The organism is Pacificispira sp. HM-600 (assembly GCF_977993705.1).
This window is the reverse complement of the sequence record NZ_OZ388079.1, coordinates 3004022-3017831: the sequence shown is the minus strand read 5'-3', so window position 1 is coordinate 3017831 and position 13810 is coordinate 3004022. Positions and strand designations below refer to the sequence as shown.

Genomic DNA, 13810 nt, shown 5'->3' with positions numbered 1-13810 from the left:
GGATCAGGAGGCATCCTCTTCGATGACCGAACCCTTCCACGACCAGGGGAAGTCGATCCACAATGCCGTCTCGCGCCAGGAGTAGTCCGGCATCGCGATCGAACCGGGCTTGGTGTAGATCGTGGCCGAGCGGACGTCCGCGCCGCGTTCGCTCAGCAGGCGCACGGCGAGCGCGAGAGTCCGACCGCTGTCGGCCACGTCATCCACGAGCAACACGCGACGCCCGTCGAGGTACTCCATGTCGAGTTCGGGGCGGAGGAGTTCGGGAGCATCCAGGACCGTGCCGATGCCGGTGTAGAACTCCACGTTCAGGGCACCGCAGTTCTTCGCGCCGAGGGCGTAAGCCATCGCGCCGCCGGGCAACAGACCCCCGCGCGCGATCGCAACGACGACCTCGGGAACGAAACCGTCGGCGACGATCGTCCGGGCAAGATCGCGACATGCCTCCCCGAAACCGTCCCAGGTCAGGTGCTCGCGCTCCCCCGTGTATTCACCCATGCGGGGCGACTCCTTCCCGGCTCACGCCGTCGTCGTGCATCTCAGTTGAGCCCTGCGCTGCCGCAGAATCACTCGTGCTCCGGGCGAACTCGCAGCGGTCCACGAGCCAGGAGGTGTTGCGCGGACTGCGCCACGGGGCGCATCGTCACGAGATCCAGGTTGACGTGAGCCGGAGCGTTCATCGCGTAGACGATGACGTCCGCGACATCCGACGCGACGAGGGGTGCTTCGACACCGTCATACACGCGATCCGCCGCCGCCGTATCTCCACCCAGCCGGTTGAGGGTGAACTCGGGCGTATAGACCATGCCCGGCGCGACCTCGACCACGCGGATCGGTTCGCCATTGAGCTCGAGGCGCAGGGCGTGCACGAGCATCGCCTCAGCCGCCTTGGCCGCGTTGTAGCCGGCGCCGCCGGGGTAGGCGACCTGCGCGGCCGTCGACGTCACGAAAACAGCATCGGCATGGCCGCCATCTGCCGCCGCCGCGCGCATGAGGGGCAGCAAAGCGACGACGAGACGCTGCGTGGAGAGCACATTGACCTCGTACATCCACGTCCAGTCGGACGGGTCGCCGTCCTCGACGCGCTGCGTACCGCGAGCGCCGCCCGCGATCTGCACGAACGCGTTCACGGGCCCCGTGCTCTCGAGCCAGTCGGCGAGGGCATCGACGTCTGCCTGGTTGGTCAGGTCGGCGGCGAACACCTCGGCGCCGGTCTCGTGTGCAAGCTCTGCGAGACGTTCGGCCCGGCGGGCCACACCGACCACATCCCAGCCTGCTTTGCGGAGGGCCACCACGGTCGCCCAACCGATTCCCGAACTCGCACCGGTCACAACCGCACGCCTATTTGCCACGGACCCACGCTAGTCCGCCCCGACGGGGTGAACGAACTCGGCGACCCCGCCCGGGCCTGCGAACGGAGACACCAACGGAGACACCAACGGAGCCACGACAAGTGTTACGTAACATTTCCGGACCATTGTCGGGACATCCGTCGATCCGTAGCCTCGCTACAGACGCGACAGCCGCCGCGCCCACAAACCACAGGAGTACCCACCATGTCCGCACCGGAAAACTGGCGCTTCGAAACCAAGCAGGTCCACTCGGGCGCTCAGCCCGACCCGACCACCAAGGCACGCGCGACGCCGATCTATCAGACGACGTCGTACGTCTTCGACAACACCGAGCACGCCGCGAACCTCTTCTCGCTGGCCGAGTTCGGCAACATTTACACGCGCATCATGAACCCGACGCAGGATGTCGTCGAGCAGCGCCTCGCCGCGCTCGAGGGCGGCACCGGTGCCCTCCTCGTCGCAAGCGGCCAGGCAGCCGAGACGTACGCGGTGCTCAACATCGCGCAGGCCGGCGACCACATCGTCTCGTCGTCATCGATTTACGGCGGAACCTACAACCTGTTCAAGTACACGCTCGCCAAGCTCGGTATCGAGACGACGTTCGTTGAAAACCAGGACGATGCGGACGAGTGGCGCGCTGCTGTCCGCCCGAACACGAAGCTGTTCTTCGGTGAGACGATCGGCAACCCGAAGATCAACATCCTCGACATCGCGAAGGTTGCGGGCGTCGCGCACGAGCTCGGTGTTCCGCTGATCGTCGACAACACGATCGCGACCCCGTACCTCATCCGTCCGCTCGAGCACGGCGCCGACATCGTCGTGCACTCGGCCACGAAGTTCCTCGGCGGTCACGGCACGGTCATCGGTGGAGTCATCGTCGACGGCGGCAAGTTCGCCTGGTCGCAGAACGTCGAGAAGTTCCCCGGCCTCACCGAGCCCGACCCGTCGTACCACGGCGCCAGCTACACCACGGCCGTCGGCGACGCGCTCGCCTATGTCATCAAGGCCCGCGTCACGCTCCTGCGTGACCTCGGTGCCTCGATCGCGCCGCAGAGCGCCTGGCTGCTCATCCAGGGCATCGAGACCCTGTCACTGCGCATCGAGCGTCACGTGCAGAACGCGCAGGAGATCGCCGAGTGGTTGGAAGACCACGAAGATGTCGCGTCGGTCAACTACTCGGGCCTGCCGTCGTCGCCCTGGTACGCCGCCGCGAACACGTATGCCCCGAAGGGCGTCGGTGCGGTGCTGTCGTTCGAGCTCAAGGGCGGTGTCGAAGCGGGTCGCGAGTTCGTGAACTCGCTCGAGCTGTTCAGCCACCTCGCCAACATCGGCGACGTCCGCTCGCTCGTCATCCACCCGGCGTCGACGACGCACTCGCAACTGACGCCCGAGCAGCAGCTCACGTCCGGCGTGACGCCGGGCCTCGTGCGCCTGTCGGTCGGTATCGAGAACATCGCGGACCTCAAGGCCGACCTCGAGCAGGCGCTCGCCGCCGCCCGCAAGGTCTCGGAGGCCGCGCGCGCGTAGTTTCGCGTCACCGGATGCCCCGCGCTCATCCCCCTCGAGGAGATGTGCGCGGGGCATCCGTGTTCTCCGCTGCGGCGCGTTCTCTCGCGGCGGCGGCGGACCATGCATCGAACGGTCGCGACTCGCCGTGCGCGCTCACACCTGCACGGCGAGTCGCGACCGTTCGATGACGCGCGAGGCCGCGGCTAGGCGGGCCCCTCGGCCAGGACAGCCGCGGCGAGAACCTCGGCGATGGGTGTGACGTTGAACCCGGGATCGAGCGATCGCTGCAGCACCGCGCCGTCCACAGAGGCAGTGATCGTCGCGGCGAGCGCCGATGCTGCGGCCGGAGCGACGCCCGCGGACTCGAGCGTCGACGCGATTCGCCCACGGTATACGTCGAGCAAGGTGGCGATCTCGACGCGCAGCGCCTCGTCCCGACCAGCCGCCGGAAGCGACTCGTGCAGCAGGCGCAACTCGCGGCTCGCGGACGCTCCGCCCGGCCCGGGACTGACGAGTTCTGTCACCCACGCGACCACACCGGCGGGCGTCGGGTCGAACGCAGCCATCGGCTGATCGAAAAATCGCCGGATCGCCCGTATGGTCGCTTCGCGTCGCAAGTTATCTATGCTGCCCGCGTGATAGTGCACCAGTCCCTGCGCGAGACCCGCACGATCCGCGACGCGGCGTGTCGTCGCGGCCGACCATCCCTCGTCGGCGATGACGGCTTCGGTCGCATCCAGCAGGCGCACCATCGGCGCATCCGGACTCACGACACGAGGCCCTTGATCGCGAGGGTCATGACGACGCCCGCGAGTGCGAGGCTTGCGACCTCGAGCACGAGCAGCTGCGACGGCAGAGCATCCTTCACGACCGGAAACACGCGCCCGAGGTCGAGCGCGAAAACCGCGGTGTACAGGAAGCCGATGACGAGTGCGACGACCAGGCTGCCGCCGACCTCGGCGATCGCAAATCCTGCGGTTGCGAGGCTCGCGACCCCGAGGCTGATCAAGAACACGTTGAACAGGTTGAATTGCCAGCGCGGCAGTTCCGAGAAATCGCGGGTGTCGACCTGCCCACCTGGCGCCATCGGCGTCAGTGTGAAGGCAAGCGCGACGAGCAAACACGCGATGGCGGTAAAGATGACGGACATCCGGGCTCCTTGATGAAATGTTGAGCAAACGCCTTGGGCGCTTGCTCAACTCCTACTCCTTCATCGCGATCCGCCACGGCTTGGGGCGTCGGGTTCGCGTTGGGGCGCGGGTGCCCGCGCCCCAACGGATTTCCGGCGCCCCAAGTCGACCGCGGGAGTGGGCGGGACGGGGCTTTCGGGCGTAACGTGACGGCCCACCCATAGCCGGGCACGCAAGAATGGCCTGATGGACTGGCAGAGCTCTGAGGACACCTATCCGGCGATGCCGGTGACGGAGGCCGACGCGCGGATGCTGCTAGGCCGACCGCCCGCCACCGGCGCTTGGCGCGACGGCGACCCCGTCGGCGACCGTCGTTTCGCCGCGTTCGGGCCCTTCCGCACCGAGGGCGGAGCAGAGCTGCCCAGCTTCCGCCTCGCCTTCGAGAGTTGGGGTGAGCTGAACGCAGCGCGCGACAATGCCGTGCTGATCCTGCACGCCCTGACCGGCGACAGCCACGTCCGAGGACCCGCGGGGCCCGGCCATCCGACCGACGGCTGGTGGTCCGACATCGTCGGCCCCGGTGCCGCGATCGACACCGACCGCTGGTTCGTCGTCGCACCCAACATGCTGGGCGGATGCCAGGGCTCGACCGGACCCGCGAGCATCGCACCCGACGGGTACGAGTGGGCGGAGCGATTCCCCTACGTCACGATCCGCGACCAGGTCGCCGCGCAGGCGCAGCTCGCCGACGAGCTCGGCATCGAAGCCTGGGCCGGCGTTGTCGGAGGCTCGATGGGCGGGATGCACGCGCTCGAATGGGCGGCGGGGCATCCGGATCGCGTCGCGCGCGCGGCGATCATCGCGGCTCCCCCGCTCACCACGGCCGATCAGATCGCGCTCAACTCGGTACAGCTCGACGCGATCGCGATCGACCCGCGATTCCAGCGCGGGGAATATTACGACGCGGGCGACGGGGACGGTCCTCACCGCGGACTCGCCCTCGCTCGACGCATGGCGCTGCTGAACTACCGCAGCCCCACCGAGCTCAACCAGCGCTTCCAGCGGTCGTGGCAGTCGGGCGTGAGCCCGCTCGGTCACGGCGGCCGCTTCGCCGTGGAGTCCTACCTCGACTTCCACGGCAACCGTTTCACGCGGCGCTTCGACGCGAACAGCTACATCCGCCTCGTCGAGGCGATGAACTCCCACGACGTGGGTCGCGATCGCGGTGGCGTCGAACAGGCGTTGGCACAGGTCACGGCGCGCACGCTCGTGCTGGGTATCGACAGCGACCGGCTGTTCCCCGTCGAGGGACAGGAGCGGATCGCCCGGGCCATCCCGAACACGCTCGACGGCAACTCCCCTACCGTCATCACGAGCGACTACGGGCACGACGGCTTCCTCATCGAAACCCACGTCGTCGGTACGCACCTCCGGCGCCTGCTCGAGGATTAGCGGCGCAGGCAGCGGCGCGCCTACCGAAGCTGAGCGAAACCTTCCGCGGAACGCGTCTTGCCCACCACGAGAATCGTGTCTCCCGCGCGCAGAACCGTCTGGTTGTCGGCGTTGTCCCACACATCGTCGTGTTGGTAGGCGGCAATTGTCACGCCGTGCGACTTGCGGAGGCCCGTCGAGCCGAGCGGAACATCCTGAATCGAGGCCGGCACGGGAGCCTTGACCATCGCGTAGCCCGGCGCGATCTCGATGAAATCGAGCGCCGCTCCGCGGACGAGGTGCGCCACGCGACGCCCCATGTCTTTCTCGGGATAGATCACCTTGTGCACCCCGAGCTGCTCCAGGATCAGCCCGTGCTCATCGTTGACGGCCTTGGCCCAGATCACCGGGATGTTCATGTTGAGCAGCACGGAACAGGTCAGGATGGATGCCGAAATGTTGCCGCCGATCGACACGACGACGCGGTCGAACTCGTCGATCGCGAGCTGATGTAGCACCTCACGCTTGGTCGAGTCGGCGCGGACGACCTGCGTGAGCTCGCCGTTGAGGGACTGGACGATGTCTTCGTCGAGGTCGATGCCGAGCACCTCGGTTCCGGATGCCATGAGCTCGAGCGCGAGCGATCGCCCGAACCTGCCGAGCCCGATCACGGCCACCGAGTCAGCCTCGGCGATGCGCCGCGATCGTTCGCTGGCGCCGAACTGCGGGAACTTAGCCAATGGCCGGCCTTTCTTTCGGAAGTTCGTACAGGATCCGTCGCTCGCGGAGCGCGAGGGCCGAACCGAGGGTGAGTGGGCCGATGCGTCCGAGGAACATCAGGATGACCAGGACTATCTGGGCGCTCTCGGGAAGCGCAGCGGTGATGCCCGTCGACATCCCGACGGTCGCGAAGGCCGAGATCGTCTCGAAGAGCGACTTGTCGAGATTCTCGCCGCTCAGGAACATGATGAGCGCGGTGCCCGCGATCACGGCGCCGACGGCCATGAGCACGACTGTGATCGCCTGGCGGTGGACCGCGCGCGACAGACGCTTGCCGAAGATGTTGACCGCGCCCTCACCACGCAGCTCTGTCACGAGGATGAAGAACAGCACGGCGAACGTCGTCACCTTGATGCCGCCCGCGGTTCCCGCGGGGCCGCCGCCGATGAACATCAAGACGTCGATGCCCAGCCAGGTCTCGTCGCGCATGGCGCCCACGTCGACCGAGTTGAAGCCCGCGGTCCTGGTCTGCACGGACTGGAAGAAGCCGGCGAGAACCCGCGACCACGGGTCGAGCCGGCCGAGGGTCGCCGGATTGCTCCACTCGATCGCGGTGATGTATACCGTTCCCGCCACGAGCAGGACGGCAGTCACCGCCAGTACGAGGTTGGTGTTCATCGACCAGTGCAGCGGGCGCCGGAACTCGCGGCGGAGCTGCATGATCACGGGGAACCCGAGCCCACCCAGGATGATCGCGGCACCGATCGGCAGGCAGATGAACGGATCGCTCACGAAGCCCATGAGGCTGTCGCTGTACAGCGCGAACCCGGCATTGTTGAACGCCGAGATCGCGTGGAACAGGGCGAACCAGGCGGCTTCGCCCACGGTATAGCCGTAGCCGAGCAGAAAGCGCAGAAACAGGAGGACGAACGCGCAGGCCTCGATGATCACCGAGATCAGCACGATGCGGCGAACGAGCCCGCGGACGTCGTCCAAACCGAGGGATTTCGCCTCGGCTGCGGTGTTCAGCCGCGACCGCACCGACATTTTGCGGGCCAGTACGACGCCGATCAGGGCCGCGAAGATCATGATGCCCAGCCCGCCGAGTTGGATCAGCGCCAGAATGACGACCTGCCCGAAGCCCGTCCAGAACACCGGGGTGTCGACGACGACCAGCCCGGTGACGCACACGGCGCTCGTCGCGGTGAAGAGCGCCTCGACGAAGCTCGCCCCGCCCGGCCCGACCTTGGCGATCGGGAGCATGAGCAGAGCTGTGCCTGCGGCGATTGCCGCGGCGAACCCGAGCACGACGGCCTGGGCGGGTTGCAGGTGATGGCGTGATATTCCCTTTTGCCGGTCCCGCCCCGCTGTCCGACCGCGCGCTGCCGCCGCGGCGGGCGTCCTCTTCCTCACCGCAGAACTGTACTCCTCGTTGCGGGTTCCGGAAGTGTTCGGCGGGCGCTCGGAGCGGATCGGGACTCGAGCGCGAACGCGACAACGGCGATACCGACACCGAGTGCCGCGAGTGCAGCACCCACCCATGACGGCATGACGAAGCCCCACCCGAGCGCGATCACAACACCACCGAGCGCCGCGCCGAGGCTGTTGCCGATGTTGAGGGCCGAGTGATTGAGTGCAGCGGCGATCGCCTGGTTGTCGCCCGCGACATCCATGAGTCGCGTTTGAATCGCCGGGCTGGTGACCGCGGATGCGACCCCGATGAGGAAGATGAAGACGATGAGCGGCACGATGTACGCGGCGGTCGCTGCCAGGAGCGCCTGAACCACCACGAGCACGGCAAGACCCCCGATGAGGGTTGCGCGGAGGTTCTTGTCGGCCAGCACCCCGCCGAGGAGGTTGCCGACAGTCATCCCGATCCCCATCACGACGAGCACGATCGGTACCACCCAGAGCGGACTGCCCGAGATCTCGGTGACCAAGGGCGAGATGTAGCTGTAGACCGCGAAGAAGCCGCCGAATCCGATGGCACCGATCGCCAGCGTCACCCATACCTGGCCGATTCGGAACACACCCAGCTCGGCGCGGAAAGTGCGTCCCGCATCCCCCGCGTGAGCGGGCACGAACACCCAGACCATGACGGTGGCTGCCGCGAAGATCGCAGCCACGACGAGGAAGGCCAGCCGCCAGCCGCTCGCCTGACCGAGGAACGTGCCGACCGGCACCCCGACGACGTTGGCGACCGTCAGGCCCATCAGGACGATCGCGACGCCCTTCGCACGCTTGCCGGGTCCCAGCACGTCGGCGGCGATGAGAGCACCCATGCCGAAGAACGCGCCGTGTGGCAGACCCGCGCCGAAGCGTGACAGAGCGACGAGCTCAAAGGTCGGGGCGATGACCGTGAGGACGGTGAACAGGGTGAGGGCGGCGGCCAGAGCCACGATCACGCGGTTGCGCGGAAAACGGGCGACAATTCCGGAGATCGTGGGTGCCCCGACGACAACACCCAGCGCATAGAGCGAGATCAGCCATCCGGCTTGGGCGATCGCGTCGTCGGGCGAACTCGCCCAGACCGTCGGGAGCAGATCATGTGCGATCTCGGGAAGCAGACCCATGATGACGAACTCGGTCATACCGATGCCGAAGCTGCCGACCGCGAGCGAGATGAGAGCCCAGGTCGCAACCCGTCGGGTCGGGACGCGTGAGCGACCGATATCGGAAGGCGCTGCGGATGTCACCGAGCGATACTACCCCGCCATTCGAAACGATTCGGACGAGCCCCCTGCGCAAAAGAACCCGCGAAACGGATGCCTCGGCTAGGCGCCGGCCGATTCGTCGAGCGCCCGCTCCAGCCGCTCGATCTTGCCGTCGATCTCGCCGGAGTAACCCGGGCGGATGTCGGCCTTGAGCACCAGCGACACCCGTGAGCCGAACGGCATCACAGCCTCGGTCGCCCGACGCACCACATCGAAGACCTCATCCCACTCCCCCTCGATCTCGGTGAACATCGAGCTCGTGCGATGGCGCAGACCGGACTCGCGCACCACGCGCACCGCCGCGGCGACCGCGTCGTGGACCGAACCATCCGCGGCGGCGCCGGAGTCCGTCGGGCCACTGGGGGCGCCGCTGGGGGCTACCGAGAAGGCGATGAGCATGATTCTCCCGAGGATCAGCGAGCGGACGTGAAACGGCGAGGGTCGCGCTTGCGCGCGCTGATCGTCGCCGCGGAGCGGGTCGGCACCCGAACGAGCGCCGCAACGATGATGACAAGCAGAACGATCGTGATGATGTTCCGGGCGGTGAGCAGAGCGACGGGCACGGGCTGCGTGTTCAGCACCCCGCCGTAGACGATCGGGTAGACGACCTGCGTCAACGCGGCGCTGACCAGCGACAACGCGGCCACCGTGGTCGCGCGCGTTCGATCCCAGACGATCCAGAATACGAGCGGTGCGATCAGCCAGGTCTGGAACTGGGGCGAGCCGACCTTGTTGAACACGATCAACACGAGAACCAAGGCGAGCGCAAGGGGCGGCAGCAGACGCACGTATGACGCGCCGCACCACACCTTGTATGCGCCCAGCCCGGCGATGCCCGCCACCGCAACCGCCAGCAGGGGTGTCATCACGGCGATCACGATATCGACGCTGGGACCCGTCACCTGGTAGGTCAGGACGTCGGTGTCATAGAAGGCGAACGAGCCCGCAACCCCCGCGACGGCCTGCCAGAGGTAGAAGGTGCTGACGGGCGCCTCGAGCTGCAAGCCACGCCCGGTCTGCTCGTCGATGAAGTCGAGGGCGTGGGCCCATCCGCCGAGCACGATGATCCCAACGAGCACGAGAGCGGTGACGAGCGCGGCGGAACCGATCACCGTCAGCCGGCGACGAAGGACGACGACCGCCGCGGCGATGAGCGCGGCCGGCCAGATCTTGATCCACGTCCCGACCGCCAGCAGCGCCGTCGCCACGGCCGGACGGGCCGCGAGCCACTGCAGACCCGCAACGGCCAACGGCACGGTGACGGCATCGATCCGATACATCCCGATCGGGCCGAGCAGCAGCGCATACGCCAGCCAGAACCAGGCGGCAGAGACGCGGGCGCGAGACCGGGCGCGTCCGATGAGCAGGGCGAAGGCGATCGCGTTCAGTGCCGTCACGAGGATCGACCACGCGATGATGTAGCCGCCGAGCCACGCCAGGGCACGCGCGAGGATCATGGGCACGAGTGCGAGCTGCGGATACACGAACGGAGTCGTGATACCAACGATCTCGCGTCCATCGACCGCGGCGTCGGCCCACGGTTCGTACACGAGGTAGACATCGCCCATGGGCTGGTTCGGGAGCACCCATCCGAGGACCGCGACACTCAGATGCACAACGGCGAAGGCGACCCACAAGACAGTGCGGTGCTTCATCCACTCCCGCCACAGCCCACCCGACACCCGCTCATCCTAAGCGCGCGTTCCGAGCTCTCCCGCCCCGCCCCTGGAGGATGCGCGAAGCGTTACGCCGTGAGTCGTGCCCATACCGTCGGGATCGCCTCTGCCACCTCCAGGGCGACGAGCGGATGTCCCCGCCCGGCCCTGCCATCGAGATCGGAGTCGAGATCGGAGTCGCGATCGGAGTCGCGCTCCGGGTCGCGGCCGCTGGGCCCCATCCCCGAGGCGATCCGGCCCGCAGCTCCATGCAGCCACGCCGCGGAGGCTGCGAGCGGCCCGAGGATCTCGGGGTCGGCGATCACCGCCGAGCTGCGCGCCGCGACGAGTGCGCCCACAACACCGGCCAGCACGTCGCCCGTACCCGCGGTCGACAGCCAGGGCGCCCCGGATTCGACCAACCCCAGCCATCCGCCCGGTGTCGCAACCCACGTGCGCGCACCCTTGAGCAGCACCGTTGCCCCTGTCTCGGCCGCGGTGTCGCGCGCGGCGGATGCGTCATCCGACCACTCGCGAGAGAGCCCGAGGTTCCGCCGCAGGCGGGCGAGTTCTCCCCGATGCGGGGTCAGCACGCGCGGCGCCGTCGCGCCCGCGAAGCCGAGCGCCCCCGCGTCGACGACGACCGGTTCCGCACCGTGCAGAATGTCAGCGAACCCCGCGCCCTCCTCCGTGTCGGCGTCATCGTCCGCGTCACCGTCGGCGTCGCCGACCGGCATTCCCGAACCGATCACCCACGCTTGAACACGTCCCGACCCACGCACGGTCTCGGGACGACGCGCCAGGACCATGGATGCCGCAGCGTCCGGTCCGATGTAGCGCACCATCCCGGCGCCCGCACGCCATGCGGCCTCGACCCCGAGCACCGCCGCGCCCGGGTACCGGGCCGAGCCCGTTCGCATTCCGACGACGCCGCGGGAATACTTGTCGTCGTTGTCCGTTGGCCTCTGCAGGTGCGCGGCCGTCTCGGCTGCAGTCCACGGCGACGGATACGACATCCCCACACGTTACCGCCGCGCCATCTCTCCGAGGAGCCCCTGTGAGCCTGCTGTTCCAGCCCATGACCATCCGCGCGACCGAGATCGCGAACCGGCTGTGGGTCGCCCCCATGTGCATGTACAGCGCGGAAGAGGGCGTGCCGAACGACTGGCACCACGTTCATCTCGCTCAGTTCGCGTCCGGCGGCGCAGGCCTGATCGTCGCGGAGGCGACCGCCGTCATGGCCGAGGGTCGCATCTCGCCGCGTGACACGGGCATCTGGACGGACGAGCAGCGGGATGCATGGGCCCCGATCGTCGCGTCGATCCACGGCCGCGGGGCGGTGGCGGGTATTCAGCTCGCCCACGCCGGCCGCAAGGCATCGACCTGGTGGCCGTTCGCCGGCCGAGGGCACGGCAGCGTGGGTCTCGACGAGGGCGGCTGGACGACTTTCGCTCCCTCGGCCATCGCTTACCGCGGATACGCCGAACCCCGCGAACTGGATGCGGCCGGCATCGAAGCCATCGTCGACGGGTTCGTTTCGGCGGCGCGTCGTTCGATCGAGGCCGGGTTCGACATCCTCGAGATTCACGCCGCTCACGGGTACCTCCTGCACGAGTTCCTCTCGCCGCTCAGCAACCAGCGCACGGACGAGTACGGCGGAAGCCTTGAGAATCGGTCCCGCCTGTTGCTCCGCATCGTCGCCGCCGTACGTGCTGAGGTCGGCGACGCGGTGCCCCTGTTCGTGAGGTTCTCGGGCACGGATGCGACCGAGGGTGGCTGGGGCGTCGAAGAAACAGCGACCGTATCGGTGTGGGCCGCCGAGGCGGGCGCCGACTTGTTCGACATCTCGAGCGGCGGACTGGTCGCGCACCAGCAGATCGTGACGGGGCCCGGGTACCAGGTTCCTCTCGCGGCGCACGTGCGTCGCGAAACCGGGTTGCTCGTGAGCGCAGTCGGCTCGATCACCGAGGGTTCGCAGGCGGAAGAGATCCTGCAGCAGGGCGACGCAGATGCGATCTTCGCGGCCCGGGAATGGCTTCGCGACCCGCACTTCGGACTGCGCGCCGCGGTCGAACTCGGCGAGAGCGTCGACCTCTGGCCTGCGCAGTACGCCCGGGCGGCGCTCATCCCGGCGCGATCGGCCTGACCCCAGGCCAGACCGGCGGGCCAGCCCGAACGGAGTTCACCCCAGGTCGTCGACGAACGCGCGCAGCTCGCGGGCGAACAGCTCGGGTTGCTCCCACGGTCCGAAATGGCCCCCGCGCGGCATCCTCGTCCACCGACGCACGTCGAAGAATCTCTCGGCATAAACACGCGGTGCCGGATTGATGTCTTTCGGGAAGATCGCGAATCCGGCAGGAACGGGCGCCGCACCGGTTGTACCCGTCGGGTGCAGCGCCGAGTCGCGATAGTAGCGTGCCGCCGAGGCGGCGGTAGCTGTCACCCAGTACAGAGTGATGTCATCCAACAGCTCGTCGGGGGTGAACACGCTGAAAACGTCACCGCCGTTGTCGCTCCAGGCACGGAACTTTTCGAGGTACCACGCCGCGAGAGCGATCGGTGAGTCGGTGAGGGCGTACGCGAGCGTCTGTGGTTTTGTGCGCTGCAAGAGCGCGTAGGCACCTTCTCTCTGGCTCCACTCGGCCATCGAGTCGGCCCACGCCGTCTCGTCGTCATCGAGAGATGCCGGATCGAGGGTGTATCGGTGCCAGAAAGGCACATCGCCGAGATGCACTCCAATCACATGATCCGCATGACGGTGCGCGATCGTCTCCGCGATCGTGCTGCCGACGTCACCGCCGTGCACGACGTAGCGGTCGAAGCCGAGCTCCGACATCGTGGCGGCCAGCAGGTCCGCGACGCGAGCGGCGCCCGAGCCCGGCTCCGTCGGTCGGTCCGAGAACCCGAAGCCGGGAATGCTCGGCACGACGATGTCGAACCTGTCGGCGAGCAGCGGCAGCGCCTTTTCGAACCGCACGAACGAGTCGGGCCACCCGTGCACGAGCAGAAGCGGGGTCATTCCCGGCGTTCCCGCACGGATCGCGTGCACCGCGGGGCTTCCGACCCGCACGTGTTCGAGAGCGTTCAACCGCGCCTCGGTTGCGCGCCAGTCGTAGCCGTTCGTCCACCGACCGACGAGCGTCCGCAACGCCGTCGGGTCCGTTCCCCACGACCAGTCATCATCGGCGACCGAATCCGGCCATCGGGTGCGCGCCAGACGATCGGCGAGGTCATCCAGGACGGTCTGCGGGATGTCAATACGGAACGGGGTCATGCGGCCCACGCTAGACCCCGCCACC

Annotated in this window: 14 protein-coding genes; 3 read left to right on the top strand and 11 right to left on the bottom strand. The window is 67.8% G+C overall.

Features of this window, described 5'->3' with window-relative positions; translation table 11 throughout:
* Positions 1 to 3: 3 nt before the first annotated feature.
* Positions 4 to 498 carry a phosphoribosyltransferase gene (locus ACXZ1E_RS14425; RefSeq protein ID WP_458041145.1) on the bottom strand — a complete coding sequence of 165 codons (495 nt, stop codon included), beginning with the start codon at positions 496 to 498 and terminating at the stop codon, positions 4 to 6.
* 68 nt (positions 499 to 566) lie between these two features.
* Positions 567 to 1352 carry an SDR family oxidoreductase gene (locus tag ACXZ1E_RS14420; RefSeq protein WP_458041144.1) on the bottom strand — a complete coding sequence of 262 codons (786 nt, stop codon included), beginning with the start codon at positions 1350 to 1352 and terminating at the stop codon, positions 567 to 569.
* 204 nt (positions 1353 to 1556) lie between these two features.
* On the opposite strand from ACXZ1E_RS14420, the gene ACXZ1E_RS14415 reads away from it, so the two are divergent.
* Positions 1557 to 2879, top strand: a complete 1323-nt coding sequence (locus ACXZ1E_RS14415; protein ID WP_458041143.1) for a bifunctional o-acetylhomoserine/o-acetylserine sulfhydrylase — start codon at positions 1557 to 1559, stop codon at positions 2877 to 2879.
* A 185-nt stretch (positions 2880 to 3064) separates the two neighbouring features.
* Here the strand turns inward: ACXZ1E_RS14415 and ACXZ1E_RS14410 are convergent, their stop codons facing one another.
* Entirely contained in the window at positions 3065 to 3631 is a 567-nt protein-coding gene (locus tag ACXZ1E_RS14410) for a TetR/AcrR family transcriptional regulator (protein WP_458041142.1), read from the bottom strand.
* Positions 3628 to 4011 (bottom strand): hypothetical protein, encoded by a 384-nt coding sequence (locus ACXZ1E_RS14405; RefSeq protein WP_458041141.1) that lies wholly within the window; start codon positions 4009 to 4011, stop codon positions 3628 to 3630. The genes ACXZ1E_RS14410 and ACXZ1E_RS14405 overlap by 4 nt, the downstream gene beginning before the upstream one ends.
* 226 nt (positions 4012 to 4237) lie before the next feature.
* Here ACXZ1E_RS14405 and metX point away from each other — a divergent pair, with 226 nt between their 5' ends.
* Positions 4238 to 5443 carry a homoserine O-acetyltransferase MetX gene (gene metX / locus ACXZ1E_RS14400; protein ID WP_458041140.1) on the top strand — a complete coding sequence of 402 codons (1206 nt, stop codon included), beginning with the start codon at positions 4238 to 4240 and terminating at the stop codon, positions 5441 to 5443.
* 20 nt (positions 5444 to 5463) lie between these two features.
* Here the strand turns inward: metX and ACXZ1E_RS14395 are convergent, their stop codons facing one another.
* The 6 genes from ACXZ1E_RS14395 to ACXZ1E_RS14370 form a co-directional block, all read right to left on the bottom strand.
* Positions 5464 to 6162 (bottom strand): potassium channel family protein, encoded by a 699-nt coding sequence (locus tag ACXZ1E_RS14395; RefSeq protein ID WP_458041139.1) that lies wholly within the window; start codon positions 6160 to 6162, stop codon positions 5464 to 5466.
* Positions 6155 to 7555, bottom strand: coding sequence for a TrkH family potassium uptake protein (locus tag ACXZ1E_RS14390; protein WP_458041138.1), 1401 nt, complete (start codon positions 7553 to 7555; stop codon positions 6155 to 6157). The genes ACXZ1E_RS14395 and ACXZ1E_RS14390 overlap by 8 nt, the downstream gene beginning before the upstream one ends.
* On the bottom strand, positions 7552 to 8838 hold the full coding sequence (locus ACXZ1E_RS14385) for an MFS transporter (RefSeq protein ID WP_458351977.1): 1287 nt from the start codon (positions 8836 to 8838) through the stop codon (positions 7552 to 7554). Before ACXZ1E_RS14385 ends, ACXZ1E_RS14390 begins: the two co-directional genes overlap by 4 nt.
* Positions 8839 to 8916: 78 nt before the next feature.
* Positions 8917 to 9255, bottom strand: a complete 339-nt coding sequence (locus ACXZ1E_RS14380; RefSeq protein WP_458041137.1) for a thiamine-binding protein — start codon at positions 9253 to 9255, stop codon at positions 8917 to 8919.
* A gap of 14 nt (positions 9256 to 9269) precedes the next feature.
* Entirely contained in the window at positions 9270 to 10538 is a 1269-nt protein-coding gene (locus ACXZ1E_RS14375) for a hypothetical protein (protein WP_458041136.1), read from the bottom strand.
* Positions 10539 to 10600: 62 nt separating this feature from the next.
* Positions 10601 to 11527 carry an ADP-dependent NAD(P)H-hydrate dehydratase gene (locus ACXZ1E_RS14370; protein ID WP_458041135.1) on the bottom strand — a complete coding sequence of 309 codons (927 nt, stop codon included), beginning with the start codon at positions 11525 to 11527 and terminating at the stop codon, positions 10601 to 10603.
* A gap of 41 nt (positions 11528 to 11568) precedes the next feature.
* Between ACXZ1E_RS14370 and ACXZ1E_RS14365 the strand changes: the two genes are divergently transcribed.
* Positions 11569 to 12657 (top strand): NADH:flavin oxidoreductase/NADH oxidase, encoded by a 1089-nt coding sequence (locus ACXZ1E_RS14365; RefSeq protein ID WP_458041134.1) that lies wholly within the window; start codon positions 11569 to 11571, stop codon positions 12655 to 12657.
* A gap of 36 nt (positions 12658 to 12693) precedes the next feature.
* On the opposite strand, the gene ACXZ1E_RS14360 is transcribed toward ACXZ1E_RS14365, so the two are convergent.
* Positions 12694 to 13785, bottom strand: coding sequence for an epoxide hydrolase family protein (locus tag ACXZ1E_RS14360; RefSeq protein ID WP_458041133.1), 1092 nt, complete (start codon positions 13783 to 13785; stop codon positions 12694 to 12696).
* Positions 13786 to 13810 lie beyond the last annotated feature (25 nt).

Excerpts from the sequence above, each read along its gene's own strand:
- ACXZ1E_RS14425 (WP_458041145.1), bottom strand. The coding sequence starts at position 498 with ATGGGTGAATACACGGGGGAGCGCGAGCACCTGACCTGGGACGGTTTC.
- metX (WP_458041140.1), top strand. The coding sequence starts at position 4,238 with ATGGACTGGCAGAGCTCTGAGGACACCTATCCGGCGATGCCGGTGACG.
- ACXZ1E_RS14370 (WP_458041135.1), bottom strand. The coding sequence starts at position 11,527 with ATGTCGTATCCGTCGCCGTGGACTGCAGCCGAGACGGCCGCGCACCTG.
- ACXZ1E_RS14415 (WP_458041143.1), top strand. The coding sequence starts at position 1,557 with ATGTCCGCACCGGAAAACTGGCGCTTCGAAACCAAGCAGGTCCACTCG.
- ACXZ1E_RS14405 (WP_458041141.1), bottom strand. The coding sequence starts at position 4,011 with ATGTCCGTCATCTTTACCGCCATCGCGTGTTTGCTCGTCGCGCTTGCC.
- ACXZ1E_RS14380 (WP_458041137.1), bottom strand. The coding sequence starts at position 9,255 with ATGCTCATCGCCTTCTCGGTAGCCCCCAGCGGCGCCCCCAGTGGCCCG.
- ACXZ1E_RS14360 (WP_458041133.1), bottom strand. The coding sequence starts at position 13,785 with ATGACCCCGTTCCGTATTGACATCCCGCAGACCGTCCTGGATGACCTC.